The 26,485-nt window shown below is 56.5% G+C and carries 24 protein-coding genes and 3 tRNA genes; 11 read left to right on the top strand and 16 right to left on the bottom strand.

The window, feature by feature from the left end:
* Positions 1-6 precede the first annotated feature (6 nt).
* The 7 genes from hflX to nnr form a co-directional block, all read right to left on the bottom strand.
* Positions 7-1,287 (bottom strand): ribosome rescue GTPase HflX, encoded by a 1,281-nt coding sequence (gene hflX, locus LJA86_RS19915; protein WP_023310136.1) that lies wholly within the window; start codon positions 1,285-1,287, stop codon positions 7-9.
* 74 nt (positions 1,288-1,361) lie between these two features.
* Positions 1,362-1,673: an RNA chaperone Hfq gene (gene hfq, locus LJA86_RS19910; protein WP_008502919.1), complete on the bottom strand. Its 312-nt coding sequence runs from the start codon at positions 1,671-1,673 to the stop codon at positions 1,362-1,364.
* An 85-nt stretch (positions 1,674-1,758) separates the two neighbouring features.
* The gene (gene miaA, locus LJA86_RS19905) at positions 1,759-2,709 is read right to left on the bottom strand and encodes a tRNA (adenosine(37)-N6)-dimethylallyltransferase MiaA (protein ID WP_045907964.1); all 951 of its coding nucleotides are present in this window, start codon (positions 2,707-2,709) and stop codon (positions 1,759-1,761) included.
* A complete protein-coding gene (mutL, locus tag LJA86_RS19900) occupies positions 2,702-4,546 on the bottom strand; it encodes a DNA mismatch repair endonuclease MutL (protein WP_229226624.1) in 1,845 nt (614 codons plus the stop codon). The genes miaA and mutL overlap by 8 nt, the downstream gene beginning before the upstream one ends.
* A 9-nt stretch (positions 4,547-4,555) precedes the next feature.
* Positions 4,556-5,896, bottom strand: coding sequence for an N-acetylmuramoyl-L-alanine amidase AmiB (amiB, locus tag LJA86_RS19895; RefSeq protein WP_229226623.1), 1,341 nt, complete (start codon positions 5,894-5,896; stop codon positions 4,556-4,558).
* Positions 5,897-5,912: 16 nt separating this feature from the next.
* On the bottom strand, positions 5,913-6,374 hold the full coding sequence (gene tsaE / locus LJA86_RS19890; protein ID WP_008502923.1) for a tRNA (adenosine(37)-N6)-threonylcarbamoyltransferase complex ATPase subunit type 1 TsaE: 462 nt from the start codon (positions 6,372-6,374) through the stop codon (positions 5,913-5,915).
* Positions 6,367-7,890, bottom strand: coding sequence for a bifunctional ADP-dependent NAD(P)H-hydrate dehydratase/NAD(P)H-hydrate epimerase (gene nnr, locus LJA86_RS19885; RefSeq protein ID WP_229226622.1), 1,524 nt, complete (start codon positions 7,888-7,890; stop codon positions 6,367-6,369). The genes tsaE and nnr overlap by 8 nt, the downstream gene beginning before the upstream one ends.
* Between nnr and queG the strand changes: the two genes are divergently transcribed.
* Positions 7,889-9,028 (top strand): tRNA epoxyqueuosine(34) reductase QueG, encoded by a 1,140-nt coding sequence (gene queG / locus LJA86_RS19880; RefSeq protein ID WP_229226621.1) that lies wholly within the window; start codon positions 7,889-7,891, stop codon positions 9,026-9,028. The two genes, nnr and queG, sit on opposite strands and share 2 nt — an antisense overlap.
* 270 nt (positions 9,029-9,298) lie before the next feature.
* Here queG and LJA86_RS19875 read toward each other — a convergent pair.
* The 4 genes from LJA86_RS19875 to orn form a co-directional block, all read right to left on the bottom strand.
* Positions 9,299-9,374: transfer RNA gene (locus LJA86_RS19875), tRNA-Gly, on the bottom strand.
* Between the two features lie 36 nt (positions 9,375-9,410).
* Positions 9,411-9,486 (bottom strand) — tRNA-Gly (locus LJA86_RS19870).
* 36 nt (positions 9,487-9,522) lie between these two features.
* A tRNA-Gly gene (locus LJA86_RS19865) sits at positions 9,523-9,598 on the bottom strand.
* A 196-nt stretch (positions 9,599-9,794) separates the two neighbouring features.
* On the bottom strand, positions 9,795-10,340 hold the full coding sequence (gene orn / locus LJA86_RS19860; protein ID WP_045909541.1) for an oligoribonuclease: 546 nt from the start codon (positions 10,338-10,340) through the stop codon (positions 9,795-9,797).
* A gap of 107 nt (positions 10,341-10,447) precedes the next feature.
* On the opposite strand from orn, the gene rsgA reads away from it, so the two are divergent.
* From rsgA to mscM, 3 genes are all read left to right on the top strand, one after another.
* Positions 10,448-11,500, top strand: a complete 1,053-nt coding sequence (gene rsgA, locus LJA86_RS19855) for a small ribosomal subunit biogenesis GTPase RsgA (protein ID WP_008502927.1) — start codon at positions 10,448-10,450, stop codon at positions 11,498-11,500.
* Positions 11,501-11,597: 97 nt separating this feature from the next.
* The gene (gene asd / locus LJA86_RS19850) at positions 11,598-12,566 is read left to right on the top strand and encodes an archaetidylserine decarboxylase (RefSeq protein ID WP_023293460.1); all 969 of its coding nucleotides are present in this window, start codon (positions 11,598-11,600) and stop codon (positions 12,564-12,566) included.
* Positions 12,567-12,585: 19 nt separating this feature from the next.
* The gene (mscM, locus tag LJA86_RS19845; protein ID WP_045909543.1) at positions 12,586-15,909 is read left to right on the top strand and encodes a miniconductance mechanosensitive channel MscM; all 3,324 of its coding nucleotides are present in this window, start codon (positions 12,586-12,588) and stop codon (positions 15,907-15,909) included.
* 37 nt (positions 15,910-15,946) lie between these two features.
* On the opposite strand, the gene yjeM is transcribed toward mscM, so the two are convergent.
* Together yjeM and epmA are read right to left on the bottom strand one after the other, a co-directional pair.
* Positions 15,947-17,446: a glutamate/gamma-aminobutyrate family transporter YjeM gene (gene yjeM, locus LJA86_RS19840; RefSeq protein WP_045909544.1), complete on the bottom strand. Its 1,500-nt coding sequence runs from the start codon at positions 17,444-17,446 to the stop codon at positions 15,947-15,949.
* A 178-nt stretch (positions 17,447-17,624) separates the two neighbouring features.
* Positions 17,625-18,602 carry an elongation factor P--(R)-beta-lysine ligase gene (gene epmA / locus LJA86_RS19835; RefSeq protein ID WP_045909545.1) on the bottom strand — a complete coding sequence of 326 codons (978 nt, stop codon included), beginning with the start codon at positions 18,600-18,602 and terminating at the stop codon, positions 17,625-17,627.
* Positions 18,603-18,912: 310 nt separating this feature from the next.
* Between epmA and frdA the strand changes: the two genes are divergently transcribed.
* Genes frdA through frdD form a run of 4 tightly spaced genes read left to right on the top strand, consistent with a single transcriptional unit; the run spans position 18,913 to position 22,206 of the window.
* A complete protein-coding gene (gene frdA, locus LJA86_RS19830; protein WP_045909546.1) occupies positions 18,913-20,703 on the top strand; it encodes a fumarate reductase (quinol) flavoprotein subunit in 1,791 nt (596 codons plus the stop codon).
* Positions 20,696-21,430, top strand: a complete 735-nt coding sequence (locus LJA86_RS19825; protein WP_045909547.1) for a succinate dehydrogenase/fumarate reductase iron-sulfur subunit — start codon at positions 20,696-20,698, stop codon at positions 21,428-21,430. Before frdA ends, LJA86_RS19825 begins: the two co-directional genes overlap by 8 nt.
* A gap of 10 nt (positions 21,431-21,440) precedes the next feature.
* Positions 21,441-21,836, top strand: coding sequence for a fumarate reductase subunit FrdC (gene frdC / locus LJA86_RS19820; RefSeq protein ID WP_008502933.1), 396 nt, complete (start codon positions 21,441-21,443; stop codon positions 21,834-21,836).
* 10 nt (positions 21,837-21,846) lie between these two features.
* Entirely contained in the window at positions 21,847-22,206 is a 360-nt protein-coding gene (frdD, locus tag LJA86_RS19815) for a fumarate reductase subunit FrdD (protein ID WP_032662398.1), read from the top strand.
* Between the two features lie 29 nt (positions 22,207-22,235).
* Here frdD and ampR read toward each other — a convergent pair whose 3' ends face one another.
* Positions 22,236-23,111, bottom strand: coding sequence for a LysR family transcriptional regulator AmpR (gene ampR / locus LJA86_RS19810; protein ID WP_063622718.1), 876 nt, complete (start codon positions 23,109-23,111; stop codon positions 22,236-22,238).
* 132 nt (positions 23,112-23,243) lie between these two features.
* On the opposite strand from ampR, the gene LJA86_RS19805 reads away from it, so the two are divergent.
* Positions 23,244-24,389 (top strand): cephalosporin-hydrolyzing class C beta-lactamase ACT-111, encoded by a 1,146-nt coding sequence (locus LJA86_RS19805; RefSeq protein WP_069720053.1) that lies wholly within the window; start codon positions 23,244-23,246, stop codon positions 24,387-24,389.
* A gap of 131 nt (positions 24,390-24,520) precedes the next feature.
* Entirely contained in the window at positions 24,521-25,051 is a 531-nt protein-coding gene (locus tag LJA86_RS19800) for a lipocalin family protein (protein WP_045909551.1), read from the top strand.
* Here the strand turns inward: LJA86_RS19800 and sugE are convergent.
* Positions 25,048-25,365, bottom strand: a complete 318-nt coding sequence (sugE, locus tag LJA86_RS19795; protein WP_008502938.1) for a quaternary ammonium compound efflux SMR transporter SugE — start codon at positions 25,363-25,365, stop codon at positions 25,048-25,050. The two genes, LJA86_RS19800 and sugE, sit on opposite strands and share 4 nt — an antisense overlap.
* Before the next feature lie 261 nt (positions 25,366-25,626).
* Between sugE and LJA86_RS19790 the strand changes: the two genes are divergently transcribed.
* Positions 25,627-26,226: a response regulator transcription factor gene (locus tag LJA86_RS19790; protein ID WP_229226620.1), complete on the top strand. Its 600-nt coding sequence runs from the start codon at positions 25,627-25,629 to the stop codon at positions 26,224-26,226.
* Between the two features lie 37 nt (positions 26,227-26,263).
* On the opposite strand, the gene ecnB is transcribed toward LJA86_RS19790, so the two are convergent.
* Positions 26,264-26,410: a lipoprotein toxin entericidin B gene (gene ecnB / locus LJA86_RS19785; protein WP_003025482.1), complete on the bottom strand. Its 147-nt coding sequence runs from the start codon at positions 26,408-26,410 to the stop codon at positions 26,264-26,266.
* Positions 26,411-26,485: the final 75 nt, after the last annotated feature.

Raw genomic sequence — 26,485 nt, 5'->3', positions numbered from 1 at the left:
TTCTGATCAGACGATATAGTCGACCAGCGCAGGTTCTTGTTTACAGAGGCGACGCCAGTCAACGATCGGCATACGCACCTGCATCCCCACGCTGCCGTCATCCTCCATCCACTCTTTTTCTATCGCCTGAAGCTGATAAAACCGGCTGCGCAGCCTGCCTTCCTGTGGCGGCAGTCGCAGCGTGTGCTGAGCTACCTCACCGGAAAGACGTTCTGTCAAAGCCTGGAAAAGCAGTGGCACACCAATACCGGTCTGGGCAGAAAGCCAGACCCGAATCGGTTTGTTCTCTTCATCTCTGTCGATACGCGGTTCGAAATCGTCCAGCATATCGATCTTGTTCATGACCAACAGCGTGGGAATTTCGTGGGCGTCGATCTCTTCGAGCACCACGTTCACCGCGTCGATGTTCTCCTGCACGCGCACATCTGCCGCATCAATCACGTGCAGCAGCAGCGTCGCCTGTCGCGTCTCCTGCAGGGTGGCCTTGAATGCCGCCACCAGGTCATGCGGCAGGTGACGGATAAACCCTACGGTATCCGCCAGCACCGTTTCACCGACGTCTGCGACGTCAATACGGCGCAGCGTAGGGTCCAGGGTCGCAAACAGCTGGTCTGCGGCATAAACCTGGGCCTCGGTTATCTGGTTAAACAGGGTGGATTTACCGGCGTTGGTATACCCCACCAGCGACACCGTTGGGATGTCGGCTTTGGTTCGTGCCCGACGCCCCTGCTCACGCTGTTTCTCAACCCTTTCCAGACGTGAGAGGATCTGGGTAATTCGGCCACGCAGCAAACGACGGTCGGTTTCGAGCTGGGTTTCACCCGGGCCGCGCAAACCAATCCCGCCTTTTTGTCTTTCAAGGTGGGTCCAGCCACGCACCAGACGCGTTGCCAGATGGCGCAGCTGCGCCAGCTCAACCTGCAGTTTCCCTTCGTGGGTACGTGCACGCTGAGCAAAAATGTCTAAAATCAATCCCGTGCGATCGATAACACGGCATTCGCAGAGAGCTTCCAGGTTGCGCTCCTGGGCTGGAGACAGCGCATGATCAAACAACACGACTGACGCGCCGGTTGCTTTTACGGCATCCGCAATTTCGACTGCTTTACCTTCACCAACAAAATACTTTGGGTGCGGCGCTTTACGGCTACCGGTAATCACCTGCATTGCTTCGACACCGGCGGAAGAGACCAGAGATTCAAACTCCTGGAGGTCTTCCATATCTTTGTCTTGCGAAAAATAGATGTGTACCAGCACCGCCTGCTCACCGGCATCATAACGGTCAAACAAGCGTAAACCTCTCTAAAAAGATCAGCGGGGAACGCAGGATCCCTGGCTCCCCGTGTGGATAACAGTGCGAAACCTTATTCGGTCTCGTCGCTGTCCTGCGCTGGCGTTGAAGAACCCTGCGCGTTGCTGCCATGATGGTAGTTACTACCTGTGCCGCCGCCAGCGTTATTGCTGTGATGAGATACCGGACGGGACGGAACAACAGTAGAAATAGCGTGCTTGTAGACCATCTGACTGACCGTGTTTTTCAACAGAATCACGAACTGATCGAAAGACTCAATCTGACCTTGCAGCTTAATACCATTCACCAAATAAATAGAAACTGGAACACGTTCCCGACGCAATGCGTTCAGGAACGGATCTTGTAAAGATTGCCCCTTAGCCATTCTATCTTTTCCTTATATGCTTGTTTTGTACTTAGAACCTTGCGATTCTGAAAAATTGCGCACGATACGTCTCAATTGTACACATTCAGTGAGCGATATCACCAACAACCTCAATCACGTCGTTTAACGCCTGTTGTGGTTTTTCACTGTCTAACCAGTGAACCCCTTCCCAACCGCGCAACCAGGTGATCTGGCGCTTCGCTAACTGTCTCGTGGCGCAAACACCTCGATAAACCATTTCATCGTATGAAATCTCACCTTCAAGATACGACCACATCTGGCGGTATCCCACACAACGAATGGAAGGCATGTCCGTATGCAAATCTCCACGGGCAAATAACGCCCGCACTTCTGCTTCAAAATCTGAAGCTAACATCTGATGAAAACGCTGCTCAATTCGCTGATGGAGCAGTTCACGGCTCGCCGGGGCGATGGCGAACTGATGCACCTGATACGGCAGAGCGTCTCCTGACGTTTGCGTCAGTTCCGTTAAAGTTTTACCCGAAATGAAAAAAACTTCCAGTGCCCGGGAAAGCCTTTGCGGATCATTTGGATGGATCCGTGCTGCGGCAACCGGATCAATCTCCGCCAGTTGCTGATGCAAAACGTCCCAACCCTGCTCTGCCGCCTGCTGCTCAATTTTCGCTCTTACTTCCGGGTCCGCGGATGGCAGAGGTGATAACCCCTCCAGCAGCGCCTTGAAGTAGAGCATGGTTCCGCCAACCAACAGCGGTATACGCCCCGCCGCCGTTATCTCGGCCATCTCGGCTAAGGCATCCCGGCGAAAATCCGCTGCGGAGTAAGCCTGAGCCGGGTCGAGTATATCCAGCAAACGGTGCGGTGCCGCACGCAGCTCTTCTGCGCCAGGCTTCGCCGTGCCGATGTCCATCCCCCGATAAATGAGGGCGGAGTCGACGCTAATCAACTCTACAGGCAAAACTTTACGCAACTCAATGGCGAGCGCCGTTTTGCCGGAGGCCGTTGGGCCCATTAAAAAAATTGCCTTAGGCAGGCTCGCCTTACTTACATCAATCATGTTTCAGGGCGTTCATCGCCGTTTGTAAATCAACAGGTTGTAATAATCCACCCGGCGGCGTTTTCACCAGATGCGGACAGAGGCGTTCCACCTCCGCCAGCACGCTAATGGCTTGTGCCATGCTCCACGGCGTGTGTTCGCTTGCCAGATGACGGGCGATCCACTGCGCGGTGTTAGCGGCATCAAACGCTGTTTGCTGCGCCAGGTAGCCTATCAGTTCAGGAATCAAGTTTTGTAAATTTTGTTGGCGTAAGGGTAAAGGCACTGCACGAATTGTCACATGTTGCGGTTCGAGCACAGTTTCAATCCCCATCTGCGCCAGCTGCGCCTCGGCGCGCTGCAATACCCTTGTTTCATCAGGGGATATTTTCAGGCGAACCGGAATTAACAGCGGCTGCGCACAGGCGGCATTTTCGCCCGGCGTGAGCTGCACCTGTTTGAGCCAGCGTTCGGCCACCGGCAGTGCCAGAAGCATCAATTTACCGTCACGCTCCAGCAGCGCCATATCCGGCGCGATGATCGTCAGCACACGACCAAAACTCTGGCTGTGGCCGTCCAGAGAAGGCTGAGGCGCCGGAATGGATGTTTTACGCTCCACGGCTGGCGTTTCCAGCAGTTTGCGGTACAACGCGCCCTGCTGCTTTTGATAGCCGGGCTGGACATTCGGGTAATTGGCACCCGTTGGACGCGGTGCGCCCCCGGCGGAGGAAAAGCGCGGCGCTTCCGGTTCACGCGCGACGGCGGGCTCCGCAAAATGGTTGCGGCCCGCCGCGACGCGGTTTTCCGGGATTGGGCGTGGCGCCGGTTCTGCGTGTTCCAGCGGCAACGACGTTTCAACCTGCTGCTGCAGCACGCTCAGCACGCCCTGATAGATAAAATCATGCACCAGTCGCGACTGGTGGAATCGCACTTCGTGCTTGGCAGGATGGACGTTCACATCCACCTGATGCGGGTCGATGTCCAGATAAAGCACGAAAGCAGGCTGCTGATCGGCCCCGAGCTTGTCTTCACAGGCCTGGCGAATGGCGTGATTGATGAGACGGTCGCGCATCATGCGGCCGTTGACGTAGCAATACTGGATCTCCGCAAACGCAGCGCTGCTCGCGTTCGGATCGGCTACCCAGCCGCGCAGCGCCAGATCGCCGTGCTGCCACTCAATGGCCAGCGCCTGTTCAAGAAACGGGGTCCCGCAAATGGCGCCCAGCCGTCGCTCTTTCTGTCCACCTTCCGCCACCGCGCGGTACTGGCGCATCACCTTGCCGTTGTGGCTGAGGTTGATGGTGACATCGAAACGCGCCAGCGCGATACGGCGGATGATCTCGTCGATGTGTCCGAATTCGGTCTTCTCGGTACGCATGAACTTGCGTCGGGCGGGGGTGTTGTAGAAGAGATCTAATACTTCAAGCGTCGTGCCGACAGGGTGCGCCGCGGGTTTGACCGTCACATCCATATCGCGCCCTTCGGCGTAAGCCTGCCAGGCTTCCTGCTGTTCGGCGGTACGGGAGGTCAGCGTTAAGCGCGAAACCGAGCTGATACTGGCCAGCGCTTCACCGCGAAAGCCGAGGCTAATAATCGCCTCCAGGTCATCCAGAGAAGCAATTTTACTGGTGGCGTGACGGGCCAGCGCCAGCGCCAGCTCCTCTTTTTTTATGCCACAGCCGTTATCACGAATGCGGATAAGCTTCGCGCCACCGCGCTCGATATCAATATCAATACGGGTCGCGCCCGCATCAAGGCTGTTTTCCACCAGCTCCTTCACGACCGACGCAGGGCGTTCCACCACCTCACCGGCGGCGATTTGGTTCGCAAGCTGCGGCGGCAGAACCTGAATCGGCATGAATTCTCCTTAGTTGGTCGCGGTCATCTCACCCGGCAGCGCTGCGCTGGCCGTCTGGCCTGCGCCACTCTGTGGCGCAGACTGCAGCGGATGGGCATCAAAGTATTTACGCAGACCGTTATAAATCGCTTCGGCAATTTGCTGCTGATAGCTGTCGCTTCCCAGCAGACGCTCTTCACCGTTGTTACTGATAAAGCCCGTCTCTACAAGGATGGACGGGATATCTGGCGAGCGCAGAACGCCGAGGCTGGCATGTTCAGGACGGCGCTTATGCAGCACGCCAATACTTTGCAGCTGGTTCAATACGTTAGTGGCGACATCATACCCGACGCGCTGAGAATGACCGAATTGTAAATCCAGCACCGCCTGGCTGAGATACGGATCTGACTGGCTGTTTGCCAGCACATCGCCCGCGCCGCCCAACAGTTCGGACTGCTTCTCATGCTCTTCCAGCCAGTTGGCCATTTCGCTGTTGGCGCGACGGTTCGAGAGTACCCATACCGAGGCGCCGGTCGCGTTACGGTTTGGCGCAGCATCCGCGTGGATGGAGACCAGGAAGTTCGCATTCTGCTTACGTGCAACGTCCGAACGCCCCATCACCGAAATGAAGTAATCCCCGTCGCGGGTCAACACGCCTTTGAACATAGGGTCGTCGTTGAGCAGCGCACGCAGCTTACGGGCAATGGCGATGGTGACATTTTTCTCTTGCGTTCCCCCCGGGCCAATCGCACCCGGGTCCTGTCCACCGTGACCCGCATCAATGGCGATAATCACTTTGTCACCGCTGGCCGCTGTACGGCGCGCACTCGCTGCCGGACGCGTTACCGTATTGCTGCTGGTTGCCGCAGTGATGCGATCGTTCTGCGATTTAAACGGATTACGCGCAGGTTCAGCAGGACGCGGCGTATACACCGGTTCTTCGACGCGTTTCGCAACGACCGGCGGCGGTGGAGGCGGTGGCGGGACATCGGCATTGATGGTAAAGACCACCGTATAGTTCGCCCCGTTTTGCTGCTTCACCGCCTTCGTTTTGCCCTTTTCGGTCAGATCGACCACCAGGCGTAACGACTGGCTATCCTGCGGCGTACCCGAACGGATACTTTTCACCAGGTTGTTGCCGCTGAACTGCAGCGGGAGTCCCTGGATCACGCCTGTCTGTTTGATATCCAGCGCCACGCTGTGGCTGTCTGGCTGTGAAAACGCATACTCAGGATCGCCCATAAAGCTGAACGTGATCCGGGCCTGGCTTTCGCCGTTCGAGACCTGAATATCTGAGAGGTTTGCCGCCCCGGCCTGCACGCACAGCAGCACGGTGGCAGCCAACAACCAACCTTTAACGCGATTTATCATCCCGTCATCCCTACGCTTAACCGGCCAGTCGCGCCAGTAAGGAACTGCCTGATGAGGAAACAGCACTGATGCGTGCCTCACGCCCTTGTGCCTGGTAATCTAAGTGAATTTCGACATCCGGGTCAGGCAGCACACCCGCACCTTGTTGCGGCCACTCCACCAGGCAGATGGCATCATTGGCAAAATAATCACGGATCCCCATAAATTCCAGCTCCTCAGGATCCGCAAGGCGGTATAAATCGAAGTGGTACACCATGAGATTTTCAAGGGTGTACGGTTCTACCAGCGTGTAGGTTGGGCTTTTCACATTCCCGTTATGCCCTAACGCCTGCAAAAAACCCCGGCTGAAGGTGGTTTTACCCGCACCTAAATCACCATACAGATAAATGACGGTTGCCCCCTGACAGGCCTGCGCCACGCGCTTGCCGAGATCTAAAGTGGCTTGTTCATCAGGTAAAGGAATCGCTCGATTAGTCATTTTCTACGTCAATCACATCCGGGTTAACAACACGCCGCAGCGTGCAAAAGAGATCGGTGGCCAGCATACCGCGTGTACCGTAACGCGCGGCCAGTTTATCTGCCGCAACGCCGTGGGCCACGCAGCCCGCACAGGCTGCATCATAAAGGGGAAGTTTCTGTCCAAGCAATGCGCCGATGATGCCGGAAAGCACATCGCCCATGCCGCCGCTCGCCATGCCCGCATTTCCGGCATCAATAATGCCCTGCGTCTCGTCACAGGCGACAACGGTTCCTGCCCCTTTTAAAACAGCAACACCTCCGTAACGTTTTACCAGACGCTGAGCAGAAAGTAAGCGATCGCTTTCAATTTCTGCCACGCTGCAGTTAAGCAGCCGCGCGGCTTCGCCGGGGTGTGGCGTCAGAATGCGATTGTGACGCTTATCCGGGTTTATTGCCAGAAGGTTAAGCGCGTCGGCATCCCAGAGCATCGGTTTACGAAAATTCTCGACCTTTTGCAGAGCCTGTTTACCCCACGCCTGCTGTCCAAGCCCGGGACCGATCACCACCACGTCCGCCCATTCCAGGCTTTCCTCCAGCGTCTGGAGCGTAAGCTCATGGACCATCAGCTCCGGTCGGGCGGTGATGATTGGCGCAATATTCTCAATGCGAGTGAGCACTCGCACTAATCCGGCACCGCTGCGCAAAGCCGCTTCACCGGTCATGCGAATCGCACCTGCCGTACCGTGGTCGCCGCCCACAATGACCAGCCTGCCGTGATCGCCCTTATGGGACGTCGGCCGGCGCGGCGGGAGCCATGCAGCAAGCTGCGATGCATCAAAACGCGCGATGCGCATGTCCTGCCCGGCGAGCCAGCTCTCCAGTCCCAGCGCACTGTGCTGCAGCACGCCGACGACATCCCGCGCTTTGCCGGTCAGTAACCCCGGCTTGAGGGCGATGAAGGTCACCGTATGTGCCGCCTGAATCACCGCCCCCGGCGTCGCGCCGGTTTGTGCCATCAGGCCAGAGGGAATATCCAGGGCGACTACCGGCGCGGAATGTCTGTTAGCGTGTTCAATAAGCGCGGCAACGTTTTCGCGCGGCGCGCTGCGCAGCCCGGTGCCCAGCAGCCCGTCAACAATCAGATCAACATCCTCTGGCCAGACGATATCAGGCGCATGAATCACACCGCCTGCGTTCAGCCATGCCTCCCGCGCCGCGCTGGCCTCTTCCGGCAGTGGTTTATCACTTTCGAGAGCCAGCAAGGTCACGCGGAGACCCGCAGCCACCGCGAGACGGGCAACGACGTAGCCATCACCGCCGTTGTTGCCGTGCCCGCACAGAATCAGCCAGTGAGCCGCCAGCGGGAAGGCGCTTTGGGCTACGTCAAACGCCGCCTCACCCGCGCGCAGCATCAGTTCATACAGGGTAATCCCGAGGCTGTCTGCGGCCTCTTTTTCGGCGCGCCGGAGGTCATCCGCATGCCAGATGGAATGTGGTATACTTGCGGGGTTTTTCTTCACCGTATGGTCCGTCATGTCACAGCCCCTCGATCTCAATGAATTAGCGCAAAAAATAAAACAGTGGGGTGCTGAACTTGGCTTCCAGAAGGTGGGCATTACCGATACCGACCTTTCCGCCAGCGAGCCGAAACTGCAGGCCTGGCTGGATAAACAATACCACGGCGAAATGGAGTGGATGGCGCGTCATGGCATGATGCGCGCCCGTCCACACGAGCTTTTGCCGGGCACATTACGCGTCATCAGCGTGCGCATGAATTATCTGCCCGCCAACGCGGCCTTTGCGCGCACGCTAAAAGACCCCTCGCTGGGTTACGTTAGCCGGTACGCCCTGGGACGTGATTACCATAAGCTTCTGCGTAACCGTTTAAAAAAACTCGGGGAAACTATTCAGCAGCACTGTGTTTCGCTGAATTTTAGACCCTTTGTCGATTCCGCGCCTATTCTTGAGCGTCCGATCGCCGAAAAAGCCGGGCTTGGCTGGACAGGTAAGCACTCACTTATCCTTAGCCGCGACGCCGGATCGTTCTTCTTCCTCGGTGAACTGCTGATCGATTTACCGCTGCCGGTAGACGGCCCGGTAGAGGAAGGCTGTGGCCGCTGCGTGGCCTGTATAACCATCTGCCCTACCGGCGCCATCGTTGAGCCCTACACCGTTGATGCGCGCCGCTGTATCTCCTACCTGACTATCGAACTGGAAGGAGCCATTCCAGAGGAATTCCGACCGCTTATCGGCAACCGCATCTACGGCTGCGATGATTGCCAGCTCATCTGCCCATGGAACCGCTATTCGCAGCTTACTGACGAAGAGGATTTCAGCCCGCGTAAGGCGCTCCATGCCCCGCCGCTCATTGAGCTGTTCGCCTGGTCCGAGGCCTGGTTCCTGAAAGTGACGGAGGGTTCGGCTATTCGCCGTATCGGCCATCTGCGCTGGCTGCGAAATGTCGCCGTCGCGCTGGGGAATGCCCCGTGGGATGAAGCCAATATTCGGGCGCTTGAAAGCCGTCGAGGTGAGCACCCACTTCTTGATGAACACATAGAATGGGCGATTGCGCAGCAGATAGAGAAGCGTAATGCCTGCGTGGTCGAGGTGCAGATACCGAAGAAACAGCGTCTGGTGAGGGTGATTGAGAAAGGGCTTCCGCGGGATGCCTGAACTATTCACAGCCTGTGAATAAAATTACAAACTCAAGCGCCATCTGGGCTGGAGATGAGGTCAAGTGATCTCAATAACATTTTGAAATCAAATTTTATACTTAAAATACAATGTGTTATGAAGATACTATTCACCCTGCTAAGTTTTAACCCTGTTTCGGTTAAGCGCAGTTTCTGTGGATAACTCTGTTCACAATAGTATTTCAGAGACAATAGAAAACGTCCCCAGCGACGCTTTTCGCTGTGGATATTTTAGAGATTAAGAAGAATTTGGAGCGGGAAACGAGACTCGAACTCGCGACCCCGACCTTGGCAAGGTCGTGCTCTACCAACTGAGCTATTCCCGCTTGGGTGGTCCGTGCTGTGGAAGCACTTTCAAATTTTGGAGCGGGAAACGAGACTCGAACTCGCGACCCCGACCTTGGCAAGGTCGTGCTCTACCAACTGAGCTATTCCCGCTTGGGCAGTCTGTGCTGTGAAAGCACTTTCAAATTTTGGAGCGGGAAACGAGACTCGAACTCGCGACCCCGACCTTGGCAAGGTCGTGCTCTACCAACTGAGCTATTCCCGCAAATCTGCACTGCTTTTGTTGCTGTCGTAACGTGTAATTCTCTGTCGTTACGGGAGGCGCATTATACGAGAAATCCTTTTAGCTGCAACCCCCCTTAAAGCGATTTTTTCGAAATTCAGTTCAAATGCTTATTTAATCGGCAAGCTGAACAATTTAACGACAAAAACCCGGCCACGCAAGGCGCCGGATCTCAAAATCACAGCTTAATAAAGTTTTCGCGGTAGTAGGAAAGCTCCGCCACGGACTCCCGGATATCGTCCATCGCCTGATGCGTCCCCTGCTTTTTAAAGCCGTCGAGGATTTCAGGCTTCCAGCGACGCGCCAGCTCTTTCAGCGTGCTGACATCCAGATAACGGTAGTGGAAGTAAGACTCCAGCTCCGGCATGTACTTAAACAGGAAACGACGATCCTGACCGATGCTATTCCCACAAATAGGCGATTTGCCCGCCGGAACCCACTTTTTCAGGAACTCAAGCGTCGCCAGCTCCGCCTCACGGTCACCCATGGTGCTCGCCTTCACGCGCTCCACCAGACCACTGCCGGTGTGGGTACGCACGTTCCACTCATCCATCAACGCCAGCTGGTCATCGGACTGATGCACCGCTATCGTTGGCCCTTCCGCCAGGATATTCAGGTTGGCGTCCGTCACCAGGGTTGCAATTTCAATGATGCGATCGCGCTCGGGATCCAGCCCGGTCATTTCGAGATCGATCCAAATCAGGTTGTTTTCATCCGCGCTCATGTTATTTTCCACCCTTCTCGCATAACCGGCAGTAGCAGGTTAACTAGTATTAATTAGAGTGTATCATAGAGGTTTTGCCCCCTACGGGCGACCAGGAGCCAGTGCGATTGAGTAAAAATAAACTCTCCAAAGGGCAGCAGCGCCGCGTGAATGCCAATCACCAGCGCCGTCTTAAAACCACTGCGGAGAAGGTCGATTACGACGACAACCTGTTTGGCGACCCAACGGAAGGCGTAGTCATCAGCCGTTTCGGTATGCACGCTGACGTGGAATCCGCCGATGGTGCGATTCACCGCTGCAACATCCGCCGGACCATTCGTTCTCTGGTGACCGGCGACCGCGTCGTCTGGCGGCCGGGTAAAGAGGCGGCGGAAGGCGTGACGGTAAAAGGTATCGTTGAAGCGGTCCATGAGCGCACATCCGTGTTAACCCGTCCCGATTTCTACGACGGGGTCAAACCGATTGCCGCCAACATTAACCAGATTGTTATCGTATCGGCGATTTTGCCCGAACTGTCGCTCAATATTATCGACCGATACCTCGTCGCCTGCGAAACGCTGCAGGTTGAGCCGATTATCGTGCTGAACAAAATCGATCTGCTGGACGACGACGGAATGGCCTTCGTCAATGAGCAGATGGATATCTATCGCAAGATTGGCTACCGCGTCCTGATGGTCTCCAGCTACACCAAAGATGGCCTGAAACCGCTGGAAGAGGCGCTTACCGATCGCATCAGCATCTTTGCGGGCCAGTCCGGCGTGGGCAAATCGAGCCTGCTGAACAACCTGCTTGGCCTCCAGCAAGAGATCCTCACCAACGATGTCTCTGATGTCTCGGGCCTGGGCCAGCACACCACCACCGCGTCACGCCTGTATCACTTCCCGCACGGGGGCGATGTCATCGACTCCCCGGGCGTGCGAGAGTTCGGTTTATGGCACCTGGAGCCGGAACAAATCTTTAACGGATTTGTCGAATTCCATGATTATTTAGGCGCTTGCAAGTACCGCGACTGTAAACACGATAACGACCCAGGCTGCGCTATCCGTGAAGCGGTTGAGAAAGGCGAAATTGCGGAGACCCGCTTCGAGAATTACCACCGTATTCTTGAGAGCATGGATCAGGTAAAAACGCGTAAAAACTTTTCTGATTCTGATAACTGACAACTAAGCTAAGCATCGCTAAAATCGTCCCCTTTTTTCAGGTTCCGGCGGCTTAACGCCGGATCAGGAACGACAAAACAATGGCCTGGAGGCTACCTTGTTAAACGCATTTAAACTTTCGCTTCAATACATTCTGCCAAAACTGTGGCTCACTCGCCTGGCGGGCTGGGGCGCGAGCAAACGCGCAGGCTGGCTGACCAAACTGGTCATCGACCTTTTCGTAAAATATTACAAGGTCGATATGAAAGAGGCGCAGAAGCCGGATACCGCCAGCTACCGCACCTTCAACGAATTCTTCGTGCGCCCGCTGCGTGACGACGTGCGCCCGGTGAACACCGACCCTAACGTCCTGGTGATGCCGGCAGACGGCGTGATCAGCCAGTTGGGTAACATCGAAGACGACAAAATTCTGCAGGCGAAGGGCCATAACTACAGCCTGGAAGCGCTGCTGGCGGGTAACTACCTGATGGCGGATCTGTTCCGCAACGGTACCTTTGCCACCACCTATCTGTCACCGCGCGACTACCACCGCGTGCACATGCCGTGTAACGGCATCCTGCGTGAAATGATTTACGTCCCGGGCGATCTGTTCTCCGTGAACCACCTCACCGCGCAGAACGTGCCAAACCTGTTTGCCCGTAACGAGCGCGTCATCTGCCTGTTTGATACTGAATTCGGCCCTATGGCACAGATTCTGGTCGGTGCGACCATCGTCGGCAGCATCGAAACCGTCTGGGCTGGCACCATTACCCCACCGCGCGAAGGCGTGATCAAACGCTGGACCTGGCCTGCCGGTGAAGCGGAAGGCTCTGTGGCCCTGCTGAAAGGCCAGGAGATGGGTCGCTTTAAGCTGGGCTCCACCGTGATCAACCTGTTTGCGCCGGGCAAAGTGAAGCTGGCTGAACAGCTTGAAAGCCTGTCGGTGACAAAGCTGGGCCAGCCGCTGGCGGTCTCTACTGAAACCTTCGTGACGCCAGAGGCAGAACCGGCTCCGCTGTCACAAGAAGAGATCCAGGCCGAGCACGACGCCAGCCCGCTGGTTGACGACAAAAAAGACGAAGGCTAACAACAGAAGGATCGCTGACGTGCGCCCGATTATCGTTCTACTGATGGCCTGGTGCCTCAGCATGGGGGCGTACGCAGCGACAGCCCCCGACGCCAAACAGATAACCCAGGAACTGGAGCAGGCAAAAGCGGCCAAACCCGCTCAGCCAGAGACCGTCGAGTCGCTCCAGTCCGCACTGAACGCGCTTGAGGAGCGGAAAGGCTCTCTTGAGCGCGCTCAGCAGTATCAGCAGGTTATCGACAACTTTCCCAAACTCTCGCAAACGCTGCGCGCGCAGCTCAATAATTTGCGTGACGAACCGCGCGATGTGCCCGCAGGGATGACCTCCGACGCACTGAACCAGGAGATCCTGCAGGTCAGCAGCCAGCTTCTGGAAAAGAGCCGCCTTGCTCAGCAGGAGCAGGAGCGAGCGCGCGAAATTGCCGACTCTCTCAGCCAGCTTCCGCAGCAGCAAACCGACGCCCGTCGCCAGCTTAATGAAGTTGAGCGCCGCGTGGGTACGCAAAACGGCAACACGCCCCAGGCACAGGCCCAAAATCTGGGCCTGCAGGCAGAATCGGCTCGCCTGAAGGCCCTTGTCGACGAGCTTGAGCTGGCGCAGCTTTCCGCCAATAACCGCCAGGAGCTGTCGCGGATGCGCTCAGAACTCGCTCAGAAGCAGAGCGAGCAGCTGGACGCGTATCTTCAGGCCCTGCGCAACCAGCTCAACAGCCAGCGCCAGCGTGAAGCGGAGCGCGCGCTGGAAAGTACCGAGCTGCTGGCAGAAAACAGCGATAACCTGCCTGCCGGCATCGTCCAGCAGTTTAAGGTCAACCGTGAGCTTTCGGCTGCGCTGAACCAACAGGCGCAGCGTATGGATCTGGTGGCCTCGCAGCAGCGTCAGGCCACCAATCAAACCCTTCAGGTTCGCCAGGCGCTTAACACCCTGCGCGAGCAGTCCCAGTGGCTCGGATCGTCAAACCTGCTGGGCGAAGCGCTGCGCGCCCAGGTCGCGCGGCTGCCGGAAATGCCCAAGCCGCAGCAGCTGGATACCGAAATGGCCCAGCTGCGCGTTCAGCGGCTGCATTTTGAAGATCTTCTCAACAAACAGCCGCAAATCCGCCAGATCCGTCAGGCTGACGGACAGCCTCTGACCAGCGAGCAAAACCGTATTCTTGAAGCCCAGATGCGTACCCAGCGTGAACTGCTGAACTCTCTGCTCCAGGGCGGGGATACGCTGATTCTGGAGCTGACCAAGCTAAAAGTGTCCAACAGCCAGCTGGAAGATGCGCTGAAAGAGGTGAACGAGGCGACGCACCGTTATCTCTTCTGGACGTCAGACGTGCGTCCAATGACCTTCTCGTGGCCAATTGAGATTGTTCAGGATCTGCGCCGTCTGATTTCGCTGGATACCTTCAGCCAGCTGGGACAGGCCAGCGTGATGATGCTCACCAGCAAAGAGACCATTTTCCCGCTGCTGGGGGCGTTGATTCTGGTGGGCTTCAGCATTTACTCGCGCAGACATTTCACCCGCTTCCTCGAGCGTTCCAGCTCCCGGGTGGGGAAGGTTACCCAGGATCACTTCTGGTTGACGTTGCGCACCGTATTCTGGTCGATTCTTGTCGCCTCCCCGCTGCCGGTGCTGTGGATGACGCTGGGCTATGGCCTGCGGGAAGCCTGGCCCTATCCGCTCGCGGTAGCGATTGGCGATGGCGTCACCGCCACGGTACCGCTGCTGTGGGTGGTGATGATTTGCGCCACCTTTGCGCGACCCAATGGCCTGTTTATCGCCCACTTTGGCTGGCCGCGTAATCGCGTGGCGCGCGCCATGCGTTACTATCTGATGAGCATCGGGCTGATTGTGCCGCTGATTATGGCGCTGATCATGTTCGATAATCTCAACGACCGCGAATTCTCAGGCTCGCTGGGCCGCCTCTGCTTTATGCTGATATGTGGCGCGCTGGCCATCGTCACGCTCAGCCTGAAACGCGCGGGTATTCCGCTCTATCTGGATAAAACCGGCAGCGGCGACAATATGTTCAACCGGCTGCTCTGGAACCTGCTGCTCAGCGCACCGTTGATTGCGATGCTGGCAGCCGCGGTGGGTTACCTGGCGACGTCGCAGGCGCTGTTGGCACGTCTGGAAACCTCGGTGGCCATCTGGTTCCTGCTGCTGGTGGTGTATCACGTGATCCGCCGCTGGATGCTGATTCAGCGCCGCCGTCTGGCGTTTGATCGTGCCAAGCATCGCCGGGCGGAGATCCTCGCCCAACGCGCGCGGGGTGAGGAAGAGCCAAACCACGTCAACAGTACGGAAGGCACGACGGAGGCGGATGAGGTCGAGCTGGATCTGGATGCCATCAGTACCCAGTCCCTGCGTCTGGTTCGCTCTATCCTGATGCTGATTGCCCTCCTGTCGGTCATCTTCCTGTGGTCGGAGATCCACTCCGCATTTGGCTTCCTGGAGAACATCTCGCTGTGGGATGTGACCTCCACGGTGCAAGGCGTAGAAAGCCTGGAGCCGATCACTCTAGGGGCAGTGCTGATTGCCATTCTGGTGCTGATCATCACCACCCAGCTGGTGCGCAACTTCCCGGCGCTGCTGGAGCTGGCGCTGCTGCAGCATCTGGATTTAACGCCGGGTACGGGCTATGCGATCACGACCATTACCAAGTATCTGATCATGCTGTTTGGTGGACTGGTTGGCTTCTCGATGATCGGCATTGAGTGGTCGAAGCTCCAGTGGCTCGTCGCAGCGCTCGGCGTCGGGTTAGGTTTTGGTTTACAGGAGATCTTCGCCAACTTCATCTCTGGTCTGATCATTCTGTTCGAAAAACCGATCCGTATTGGCGATACCGTCACGATCCGCGATCTGACCGGCAGCATCACGAAGATCAACACCCGTGCGACGACGATCAGCGACTGGGATCGGAAAGAGATCATCGTGCCAAACAAGGCGTTTATTACCGAGCAGTTCATCAACTGGTCGCTGTCAGACTCCGTTACCCGTGTGGTGCTGACGGTACCGGCCCCGTCGGACGCTAACAGCGAAGAGGTCACCCAGATCCTCTACACCGCCGCGGAGCGCTGCTCGCTGGTCATCGACAATCCGGCGCCGGAAGTTTTCCTTGTGGATTTACAGCAGGGGATTCAGATTTTCGAGCTGCGTATCTACGCCGCCGAAATGGGGCACCGTATGCCGCTGCGCCATGAGATCCACCAGCTGATTCTGGCGGGCTTCCGCGAGCACGGTATTGATATGCCGTTCCCACCGTTCCAGATGCGTCTGGAAAGCCTGGACGGGCGTAAAACGGGAAGAACGCTGACGTCAGCGGCGCGTACGCGCCCGGCGGGCAGTCTGTAACGCGTCTCCCCTCCCTTTCGGGAGGGGAATATTCCCGCTACGCCACTTCTGCGATGTACGCCGTCGCGCGTCGACGGTAATTCTCATAAATCCCCATCGCTAACAGCGAGAAGAAGATTGGGCCGCCCACCATCCACAGCGCGCTGTTCCAGTCGTTCGCCTCAATCACCGGCTGAATAATGGTGAAGATGTTGGCAAACGCCACCACCAGCAGCACCACCGTGGTGGCCAGCAGCGTTGCCGCGCGGGTTTTGAAGATCACAAACGGACGTTCAAGGTCCTGCTTCGCCTTAAAGAACGGGAACGCCAGGGTCAGGAACAGGTACGGCAGGGTCATCGACACGTTCGCCATCAGGGTCAGCTTGTTGTAAAACGCAGACGCCGTATCGCCGCCAAATGACACCAGCAGAATGAACGCACATACCAGCAGGCACTGCATCCACATCGCGTTAGCAGGCATCCCCGTCGTGTTGAGCTGGGTCATGCGCGCAGGCCACAGCGCCTTCGGCGTACCCTGAATAATCGCTTTCAGTGGCGAATAGATCAGCGTGAAGAATGCGCCGGTATAGGCGAGGAACATCGACAGACCGGTAATACGCGCAAACCAAATGCCCAGCGTTGCCGCCGCATCCGGCGTCAGGTTCATCGCCTGCCCCAGCGTCATCCCCAGACTTTTCATCAGCACATAGGTGATGTTCCCGAGGTTGGTGGTGCTGTTGCTCAATACCTGTTGCCAGTTGGTGCTGACCCCCCAGAGGAAAATCGCCAGCGAATAGCCGATGGAAATCACGATGGCGGCAAAAATAATGCCTTTGGCAAAGTTTTTCTCCGGGTTCTCGGTCTTGTCGACCAGACCGCCAACGGCTTCAATGCCGCCGTAAGCGAAGATGGCAAACACCACGAAGGAGAGCATAGCCAGCCCGGACTGGTAACCTGGATTAGGCGATGAAACGAAGTTCACTTCCTGCGCAAAATGACCACCGTTCAGGCACAGGATAGCGATACTCACCAGCAGCAGCACCAGGTTCAGGCACATCACGGAAATCCCGCCCACGGCGGTAATCCGGGCAATTTTATTGATACCTTTAGACGCCACCAGCGTCACGACAACCATCCAGCATACCGCCAGAATCCCGACGACCTGCGTGGAGCTCAGCCCGGCTAACGACCAGACCTGGGTTTTATCGGCGCCGAAAACAAACGTCGAGAACGGCACCCAGACTTTAGCGGCCGTACTGACCATCCAGACGACGTAGGATGAAAACCACATAAACGTACCGATAAAGGCATAACGCGGGCCGACGCTGTTGTTCATCCATGAGTAAATCCCGCCCTCTTCTTTCCGGTAAGCCGAGCCCATCTCCGCCATCATCAGCGCAAACGGGATAAAGAAGAACAGAGCAGAAACGATATAAAACGGCGTCGCGCTATAGCCCATCAGATAGAACGCGGAGGGGCTGTTGGCAAAGCCAAACACTGAGGTAAATATCATCAGGATGAGCCCGGTGAGGGTCATCTTTTTGAGTGAGTGGGACATAGAACCATCCAAAGAGGAATTAAACTGCGCGGATGGTAGCAGAAGACCAGACTAATATTGTGGCTATAAAGGCCAAATTAAGAAAAAGACCCGTATATTGATAATATGGCAGTTTTTAATGTGGCAGGGCCAAATGACCGAGTAGGCCGGGTAAGCGACAGCGCCACCCGGCAATTCTTTAAGCGCGATCGACCGTAAAGGCAATCACATCGCCCAGTTGCTCGGCGCCCAGCGCCAGCATCACCAGACGGTCTACGCCCAGCGCCACGCCGGAGCAATCCGGCAGGCCCGCTTTTAACGCTTCCAGCAGGTTGGTATCGATCGGCTGCTGTGGCAGGCCGCGCGCGGCGCGCTTGCGGTTATCCTGCTCGAAACGCTGCGCCTGCTCGCGGGCGTCGGTCAGTTCGTGGAAGCCGTTCGCCAGCTCAATACCTTTGTAATAGACCTCAAAACGCTCTGCGACACGATGGTCTTCGGTACTGATCTGCGCCAGTGACGCCTGGCTTGCCGGGAAGTGATAGACAAACGTCGGACGGTCTTTGCCAATCTGCGGTTCCACGCCGAAGGTGAACAGCAGCTGCAGCAGCGTGTCGCGATCCTCTTCGGTATCCGCCACGTTGCTCAAATCCAGTTTTGCCGCCACTTCGCGCAGCTGGGTTTTGTCCGCCGACAGCGGATCGATTTCCAGATAGCGCTGGAAGGCCTGCTGATAAGAGAGCGTTTCAGCTTCAGAGCAGTCCAGGACCTGCTGCAGCAGATCGTCCACCTCATTCATCAGGCGGTACATATCATAATGCGGGCGGTACCACTCCAGCATGGTGAATTCCGGGTTGTGGTGACGCCCCATCTCTTCATTACGGAAACTGCGGCACAGCTGATAGACCGGACCACACCCCGCCGCCAGCAGGCGTTTCATGTGGTATTCCGGGCTGGTCATCAGATACAAATTCATGCCCTGAGAGTGGCCGGGGCCAACAAAACGGGTTTCAAACGGGACCAGATGAATATCCGTTACCGTTGCCTGACTCATGCACGGGGTTTCCACCTCCAGGACGCCGCGGTCGGCAAAGAAACGGCGGATCTCCGTCATAATTGCAGCGCGTTTTAACAGATTAGGGATGGATGCGCTCGGCTCCCAGGTGGCCGTTTCGCTCATGAGTTGTTCTCCGATTTCAGACAAGGGCACGAAGTCTACTCGTTAGCTGGGACAGAGACAAATTTTGCGCAGTAAAAAAGCGCATTTCATTTAGGTGAACAATTGCGTGATGCAATTCATCAATCTCAATGATAAATCGCCGGACAGAACAGCAAAAAAATCGAACACGTCAAATTTCCCTGACATCTACACGGTTATACTGTTTTACCCATAAAGGAGCAGTGGAAACGCTTTCGCAATCGTCCTTTTGGACGGGTGAACTACCTTTAGTTTGTCGCGTTGCGAAATAACAAAAATCTGGAGGAATGTCGTGCAAACTTTTCAGGCCGATCTTGCCGTAATAGGCGCTGGCGGGGCTGGATTACGTGCTGCGATTGCTGCAGCGCAAGCTAATCCCAACGCTAAAATCGCATTGATTTCAAAAGTCTATCCAATGCGCAGCCACACGGTGGCCGCAGAAGGAGGGTCCGCCGCCGTTGCGCAGGATCATGACAGCTTTGAATACCATTTCCACGACACGGTTGCAGGGGGCGACTGGCTTTGTGAACAGGATGTCGTTGACTACTTTGTGCACCATTGTCCAACGGAGATGACCCAGCTTGAACAGTGGGGATGTCCGTGGAGCCGCCGTCCGGACGGCAGCGTCAACGTTCGCCGCTTCGGCGGCATGAAGATCGAACGCACCTGGTTCGCTGCCGATAAGACCGGCTTCCACATGCTGCACACCCTGTTCCAGACCTCCCTTCAGTTCCCACAAATTCAGCGCTTCGATGAGCATTTCGTCCTCGACATTCTGGTGGATGATGGACACGCGCGCGGCCTGGTGGCGATGAATATGATGGAAGGCACGCTCGTCCAGATCCGCGCCAATGCGGTGGTGATGGCGACGGGCGGTGCGGGCCGCGTTTATCGTTATAACACCAACGGCGGCATCGTTACCGGCGACGGTATGGGTATGGCGCTCAGCCACGGCGTGCCGCTGCGCGATATGGAATTCGTGCAGTATCACCCAACCGGTCTGCCAGGCTCCGGCATTCTGATGACGGAAGGCTGCCGCGGTGAAGGCGGTATTCTGGTCAACAAAAACGGCTACCGCTACCTGCAGGATTACGGCATGGGTCCGGAAACCCCGCTCGGCGAGCCGAAGAACAAGTACATGGAGCTCGGCCCGCGTGACAAAGTCTCTCAGGCTTTCTGGCACGAGTGGCGCAAAGGCAACACCATCTCCACGCCGCGCGGCGATGTGGTCTATCTCGACCTGCGTCATCTGGGCGAGAAAAAACTGCTGGAACGTCTGCCGTTCATCTGCGAGCTGGCGAAAGCCTACGTCGGCGTCGATCCGGTGAAAGAGCCGATTCCGGTACGCCCAACGGCGCACTACACCATGGGCGGGATCGAAACCGATCAGCAGTGTGAAACCCGTATTAAGGGTCTGTTCGCCGTCGGTGAATGTTCCTCCGTGGGCCTGCACGGCGCCAACCGTCTCGGCTCAAACTCGCTGGCCGAGCTGGTGGTCTTTGGCCGCATGGCGGGCGAGCGCGCGATGGAGCGGGCGGCAACCGCAGGCGAAGCCAACGGTGCCGCGCTGGATGCGCAGGTCGCCGACGTTGAAAAACGCCTGAAAGATCTGGTGAACCAGGAAGGTAACGAGAACTGGTCTAAGATCCGCGACGAGATGGGCCTGTCGATGGAAGAAGGCTGCGGTATCTACCGTACCCCTGAGCTGATGCAAAAAACCGTCGACAAGCTGGCGGAACTGCAGGAGCGCTTCAAGCGCGTGCGCATCACCGATACCTCCAGCGTTTTCAACACCGACCTGCTCTATACCATCGAACTGGGCCACGGCCTGAACGTGGCGGAATGTATGGCGCACTCTGCGCTGGCGCGTAAAGAGTCGCGTGGGGCGCATCAGCGTCTTGATGAAGGCTGTACCGAGCGTGACGACGTCAACTTCCTGAAACACACGCTCGCCTGGCGCGATGCGGATGGCACCACACGTCTGGACTACAGCGACGTGAAAATCACCACGCTGCCACCGGCTAAACGCGTGTACGGTGCAGAAGCAGAAGCCGCCGAGAAGAAGGAGAAGGCGAATGGCTGAGATGCAAACACTCAAAGTTGAAGTGGTGCGCTACAACCCGGAAGTGGATGCCGCACCGCACAGTGCTTTCTATGAAGTCCCTTACGACGAGCAAACCTCCCTGCTGGACGCGCTCGGCTATATCAAAGACAACCTGGCGCCAGACCTGAGCTACCGCTGGTCCTGCCGTATGGCGATCTGCGGCTCCTGCGGCATGATGGTCAACAAGGTGCCGAAGCTGGCCTGTAAGACCTTCCTGCGTGACTATACCAAAGGCATCAAGGTCGAAGCCCTGGGCAACTTCCCGATTGAACGCGATCTGGTGGTCGATATGACCCACTTTATCGAAAGCCTGGAAGCCATTAAGCCCTACATCATCGGCAACCCGCGCACGCCGGATCAGGGGCCAAACACCCAGACCCCGGCTCAGATGGCGAAATACCATCAGTTCTCCGGCTGCATCAACTGCGGTCTTTGCTACGCTGCCTGTCCACAGTTTGGCCTGAACCCCGAGTTCATCGGCCCGGCCGCCATTACCCTGGCGCACCGCTATAACGAAGACAGCCGCGACCACGGTAAAAAAGAACGTATGGCGCAGCTTAACAGCCAGAACGGCGTCTGGACCTGTACCTTTGTGGGTTATTGCTCCGAAGTCTGTCCGAAGCACGTCGACCCGGCCGCCGCTATTCAGCAGGGTAAAGTGGAAAGTTCGAAAGACTTTCTTATCGCTACCCTGAAACCACGCTAAGGAGTGCATGATGACGACTAAACGCAAAGCCTATGTGCGGCCTGTGCCGTCCACCTGGTGGAAAAACCTGCCGTTTTATCGCTTCTACATGCTGCGTGAAGGCACGGCGGTACCGGCGGTCTGGTTCAGCCTTGAGCTGATGTACGGCGTTTTTGCCCTCAAGCATGGCCCGGAAACCTGGGCCAGCTTCGTCGGTTTCCTGCAAAACCCGATCATAGTCATTCTGAACCTGATCGTGCTCGCGGCCGCGCTGCTGCATACCAAAACCTGGTTTGAACTGGCGCCAAAAGCGGCGAACATCATTGTAAAAGGCGAGAAAATGGGGCCAGAGCCGGTGATTAAGGGGCTCTGGGCGGTGACGATTCTGGTCACCGTGGTCATTCTGTTTGTCGCACTGTTCTGGTAAGGAGACTATTGTGATCAATCCAAATCCAAAACGTTCTGACGAGCCGGTCTTCTGGGGCCTCTTTGGCGCAGGCGGCATGTGGAGTGCCATCATTGCCCCCGTCATCATTCTGCTGGTCGGCATTATGCTGCCGCTGGGGCTGTTCCCGGGCGATGCGCTGAGCTACGAGCGCGTACTGGCGTTCGCGAGCAGCTTTATCGGCCGCGTGTTCATCTTCCTGATGATCGTCCTGCCGCTATGGTGTGGCCTGCACCGTATTCACCATGCGATGCATGACCTGAAAATCCATGTACCGAGCGGGAAATGGGTATTCTACGGTCTGGCGACCATCCTGACCGTGGTGACGCTGATTGCGGTGGTCACCCTCTGACGCCTCTGGCCCGCCATCCGGCGGGCCTTTTATTTCTGCATCTTCCCCACCAGCCACTGCGCAAACTCACTCATTGCGGGCGTTTCTGCGCGTGACTGTAGCCTCGTGAGCCAGTAGCTGCCAAGGTCAATCTGCGTCGCAAAGGGTTGCACAATGCGCTCACTGTTCAGCAGGTGGGTAAACATATCGACAGGGGCAATCGCTATGCCCGCACCTGCCTGCGCAGCTTCCAGCATGGTCACGGACGAATCAAACACCATCACCCGGTGCGTCGGTGAAGGCGGATGTTCTCCCGCGGCCTGCATCCAGGCGGTCCACTCGTCGCGCCGGTAAGAACGCAGCAGGGTAAACTTCAGGATATCGGCAGGAGTATGCAACGCGGCAGCGATATCAGGGGTGCAAAGCGGTGCCAGCGGCGCAGAACAGAGAAATGTCGCTTCCGTGCCGTGCCACGCCCCTCCGCCATAGCGAATGGCGTAATCAAGCCCCTCGGCTGCCGGATCGACGCGATTGTTGTGCGTCGACAGCTGAAGATCGATATGCGGATAGCAGCGACGAAAGTCAGCGAGCTGCGAGAATAACATCCCCGTAGCAAAGGTACCCACCACGCCAATTTTCAGCTTCTCCTGAGCGCGCTGGCTGGCAAAGCGATCCAGCATTCCGGCAATTCGGTCGAACGAGTCATTCAGTACCGGCAGCAAATTCTCGCCTTCCGTGGTCAACATCAGCCCACGGGAAACGCGGACGAACAGCTGGCAATTAAGGTGCTGCTCCAGCGCCTTTACGTGCTGGCTAATCGCGGAATGGGTAACATTCAGCTCGATAGCAGCATGCGTAAAACTGAGGTGCCTGGCGGCGGCTTCAAACGCCCGCAGGGAATTAAGAGGAAGATAGCTGCGCGTCATGGTCTCGTCCGTTAGAAAAATTAACAGCTAATGCTAAATTTAACCGTTTGTCAGCCACAGTCAAATCTCACAGACTACAGCGGTCTGACGGGCCCGGACACTCCCTTGAACTGCTATTACGGAAGATAACTAATGATGAAAAAAACCCTAAGCTGTGCCCTGCTGCTCAGCGTTGCCAGCGCTGCATTCGCCGCACCGATGTCCGAAAAACAGCTGGCTGAGGTGGTGGAACGCACCGTTACGCCGCTGATGAACGCGCAGGCCATTCCGGGTATGGCGGTGGCGGTGATTTATCAGGGTCAGCCGCACTACTTTACCTTCGGTAAAGCTGATGTTGCAGCGAACAAACCCGTCACCCCGCAAACCTTGTTCGAGCTGGGTTCGATAAGTAAAACCTTCACCGGCGTATTGGGTGGTGACGCGATTGCGCGCGGTGAAATAACGCTGGGCGATCCGGTGACCAAATACTGGCCTGAGCTCACGGGCAAGCAGTGGCAGGGCATTCGCATGCTGGATCTGGCAACCTACACCGCAGGCGGTCTGCCGTTGCAGGTGCCGGATGAGGTCACGGATACCGCCTCCCTGCTGCGCTTTTATCAAAACTGGCAGCCAAAGTGGAAGCCGGGCACCACGCGTCTTTACGCTAACACCAGCATCGGTCTTTTTGGCGCGCTGGCGGTCAAACCCTCCGGCATGAGCTATGAGCAGGCCATGACGACGCGGGTCTTTAAGCCGCTCAAGCTGGACCATACCTGGATTAACGTCCCGAAAGCGGAAGAGGCGCATTACGCCTGGGGATACCGTGACGGTAAAGCGGTCCACGTTTCGCCAGGGATGCTAGACGCGGAAGCCTATGGCGTAAAAACCAACGTGCAGGATATGGCAAGCTGGGTGATGGTCAACATGATGCCGGACTCCCTTCAGGATTCCCCACTTAAGCACGGTATTGCCCTGGCACAGTCTCGCTACTGGCGCGTGGGAGCCATGTATCAAGGATTGGGCTGGGAAATGCTGAACTGGCCGGTCGACGCCCAAACGGTGGTCGGGGGCAGCGACAATAAGGTGGCGCTGGCGCCGTTGCCTGCAAGAGAAGTGAATCCACCGGCACCACCGGTTAAGGCCTCCTGGGTCCATAAAACGGGCTCTACCGGCGGATTTGGCAGCTACGTGGCATTTATTCCTGAAAAGCAGCTCGGCATTGTGATGCTGGCGAATAAAAGCTATCCGAACCCGGCACGCGTTGAGGCGGCATACCGTATCCTCGACGCGCTGCAGTAAAACATTGCCGGGTGGCAGCTTCGCCTTACCCGGCCTATAAAATCCACGGTGTGCGGCGAAATACCCCGCACACTCTTCCGCATTTTTCCTGCTGTCATCTACACTTAACAAAAAACAGTAAGGAAACTCCTATGCGCATTCTGCCTGTTATCGCCGCGGTGACAGCCGCGTTTTTAGTGGTTGCCTGCAGTTCTCCTACCCCACCGCCTGGCGTTACCGTCGTCACGCCTTTTGATGCACAACGCTTCCTTGGAACATGGTATGAAATCGCGCGCCTCGACCATCGGTTTGAGCAGGGCTTAGAGAAGGTCACTGCGAATTACAGTCCGATGGATGATGGCGGTATTCAGGTGATCAACCGGGGCTATAATCCCGATCGTGAGATGTGGCAGCAGTCGGTTGGGAAAGCGTACTTCACTGGTGACCCGCGGCGAGCCGCGCTCAAAGTCTCTTTCTTTGGCCCGTTTTATGGCGGCTATAACGTGATCGCGCTCGACAGAGAGTACCGTCACGCGCTGGTCTGCGGGCCGGATCGCGACTACCTGTGGATACTCTCCCGCACGCCAACTCTTTCACCCGAAATGAAGCAGCAGATGCTGGACGTCGCGACCCGGCAAGGGTTTGATGTGTCAAAACTTATCTGGGTAAAACAGCCCCATTAGTGGGTGCTGAGCTTAAGCCCAACGATTCCGGCCACAATCAACGCGAGGCTGGCGATACGCGCCAGACTCGCTGACTCGCCCAGCAGCAGAATGCCGGTGATGGCAGCCCCCACCGCGCCAATACCCGTCCAGACGGCATAAGCCGTTCCCACAGGCAGAGAGCGCATCGCCCAGGATAACAGAACGATACTGACGATCATGGCGGTAACGGTAATGACGCTGGGCGTCAGGCGGGTAAACCCGTGGGTGTACTTGAGACCAATCGCCCATACCACTTCGAGCAGGCCAGCAATAAAAAGAATGATCCAGGACATGTCAGGCTCCTTAACTTAATGCAAGTTGGGGCCGTCCCCGGTGAAAGAAACGCTTACGGGTCGTCCCGTAAGGCAGAGATTACGCCCCCTATTGTGGTTAGCGTGCTATTTTTTTTCAATCATTTTTTGCTGAACACGTTAAGGCAAGAAATAGCCGCAGTATGGCGCGGAGTTCCGGCTTTTAGCACTCATCCGACTTCTCTATGATGATGTGCTTTCTGATGGCAGGAAGCCAAACCACTAGCCGACTGCGAATAAAATATGTTCAAAATTCTTTTGATTGACCGTTGTCACTTCACCCGCGCGGGGTTTGAAGCATGGCTCAATCATTCCGGTTTGTTCCCGGGACACTACGTTGTGACCGGGCTGAATAATCTGTTTCTTGCCAGAGAACACATTCTGCAATGGAAACCTGCGCTGGTCATCGCTGACCTGTACGGCTTCAGGCAGGATATTCACCATTTTCAGCAGCTCTCTTCTCTGCTTAACGCCAGTGAACGATTACCGTTTATTTTACTGCAGTCGGGAGAGGACAGCGGCATGACCGAATGGCTTGGGAAGTTCCCGGTGTGGTCGTCACTGTTGAAAAACGCCAGTCTCAAAGAAGTGGCGACGGTTATCAACGACGCATTACGCTCGCGCGCAGGCGCTGACAGACCAACGGCGGCGGCCCCCTTGCTGACCCGCCAGGAAGAGAAGGTGCTGACATTGTGGATGGACGGCGCGAGCAATCAAAAAATTGCCGCTCACCTGAGTATCAATGGAAAAACGGTTTATACCTATAAACGCAATATCCGCATGAAATTACATATGGATACGCGTTTTTCTCCGTTCTTATCCCTGCAGGAATCAGAAAGCTGACGGTACGAAACCCGACTGGTCCCGTACCGTTTATTCGTTACTGCTGAGCTTTTGTTGCCGCACCAGAGATTGCGCTACCACCTTCAGAAATATCCTGACCGACGCCACGCGTGGTATTACAGGCCGTTAACACTGAAGAAAGTACCAGGACTGAAAAGATCGCTGCAATTGTCTTCTTAACCATAATATCTTCCTTTTATAGCCAAAGTTGTTTTGTGTATAGCAACTTAAGGATAGACAAAATCCCGCCGGTTGACGG

This window comes from Enterobacter sp. TCD1-1 (genome assembly GCF_020567405.1).
In the GTDB taxonomy this organism is placed as follows: Bacteria; Pseudomonadota; Gammaproteobacteria; order Enterobacterales; family Enterobacteriaceae; genus Enterobacter; species Enterobacter quasiroggenkampii.
This window is presented reverse-complemented; position numbering and strand designations above follow the sequence as displayed.

What these genes read in the sequence shown, in the direction of transcription:
- hfq (WP_008502919.1), bottom strand. Translation starts at nt 1,673, where the DNA reads ATGGCTAAGGGGCAATCTTTACAAGATCCGTTCCTGAACGCATTGCGT.
- miaA (WP_045907964.1), bottom strand. Translation starts at nt 2,709, where the DNA reads ATGATTGATGTAAGTAAGGCGAGCCTGCCTAAGGCAATTTTTTTAATG.
- mutL (WP_229226624.1), bottom strand. Translation starts at nt 4,546, where the DNA reads ATGCCGATTCAGGTTCTGCCGCCGCAGCTTGCGAACCAAATCGCCGCC.
- amiB (WP_229226623.1), bottom strand. Translation starts at nt 5,896, where the DNA reads ATGATAAATCGCGTTAAAGGTTGGTTGTTGGCTGCCACCGTGCTGCTG.
- tsaE (WP_008502923.1), bottom strand. Translation starts at nt 6,374, where the DNA reads ATGACTAATCGAGCGATTCCTTTACCTGATGAACAAGCCACTTTAGAT.
- queG (WP_229226621.1), top strand. Translation starts at nt 7,889, where the DNA reads ATGTCACAGCCCCTCGATCTCAATGAATTAGCGCAAAAAATAAAACAG.
- nnr (WP_229226622.1), bottom strand. Translation starts at nt 7,890, where the DNA reads ATGACGGACCATACGGTGAAGAAAAACCCCGCAAGTATACCACATTCC.
- orn (WP_045909541.1), bottom strand. Translation starts at nt 10,340, where the DNA reads ATGAGCGCGGATGAAAACAACCTGATTTGGATCGATCTCGAAATGACC.
- yjeM (WP_045909544.1), bottom strand. Translation starts at nt 17,446, where the DNA reads ATGTCCCACTCACTCAAAAAGATGACCCTCACCGGGCTCATCCTGATG.
- epmA (WP_045909545.1), bottom strand. Translation starts at nt 18,602, where the DNA reads ATGAGCGAAACGGCCACCTGGGAGCCGAGCGCATCCATCCCTAATCTG.
- LJA86_RS19825 (WP_045909547.1), top strand. Translation starts at nt 20,696, where the DNA reads ATGGCTGAGATGCAAACACTCAAAGTTGAAGTGGTGCGCTACAACCCG.
- frdC (WP_008502933.1), top strand. Translation starts at nt 21,441, where the DNA reads ATGACGACTAAACGCAAAGCCTATGTGCGGCCTGTGCCGTCCACCTGG.
- ampR (WP_063622718.1), bottom strand. Translation starts at nt 23,111, where the DNA reads ATGACGCGCAGCTATCTTCCTCTTAATTCCCTGCGGGCGTTTGAAGCC.
- LJA86_RS19805 (WP_069720053.1), top strand. Translation starts at nt 23,244, where the DNA reads ATGATGAAAAAAACCCTAAGCTGTGCCCTGCTGCTCAGCGTTGCCAGC.
- LJA86_RS19800 (WP_045909551.1), top strand. Translation starts at nt 24,521, where the DNA reads ATGCGCATTCTGCCTGTTATCGCCGCGGTGACAGCCGCGTTTTTAGTG.
- sugE (WP_008502938.1), bottom strand. Translation starts at nt 25,365, where the DNA reads ATGTCCTGGATCATTCTTTTTATTGCTGGCCTGCTCGAAGTGGTATGG.
- LJA86_RS19790 (WP_229226620.1), top strand. Translation starts at nt 25,627, where the DNA reads ATGTTCAAAATTCTTTTGATTGACCGTTGTCACTTCACCCGCGCGGGG.
- ecnB (WP_003025482.1), bottom strand. Translation starts at nt 26,410, where the DNA reads ATGGTTAAGAAGACAATTGCAGCGATCTTTTCAGTCCTGGTACTTTCT.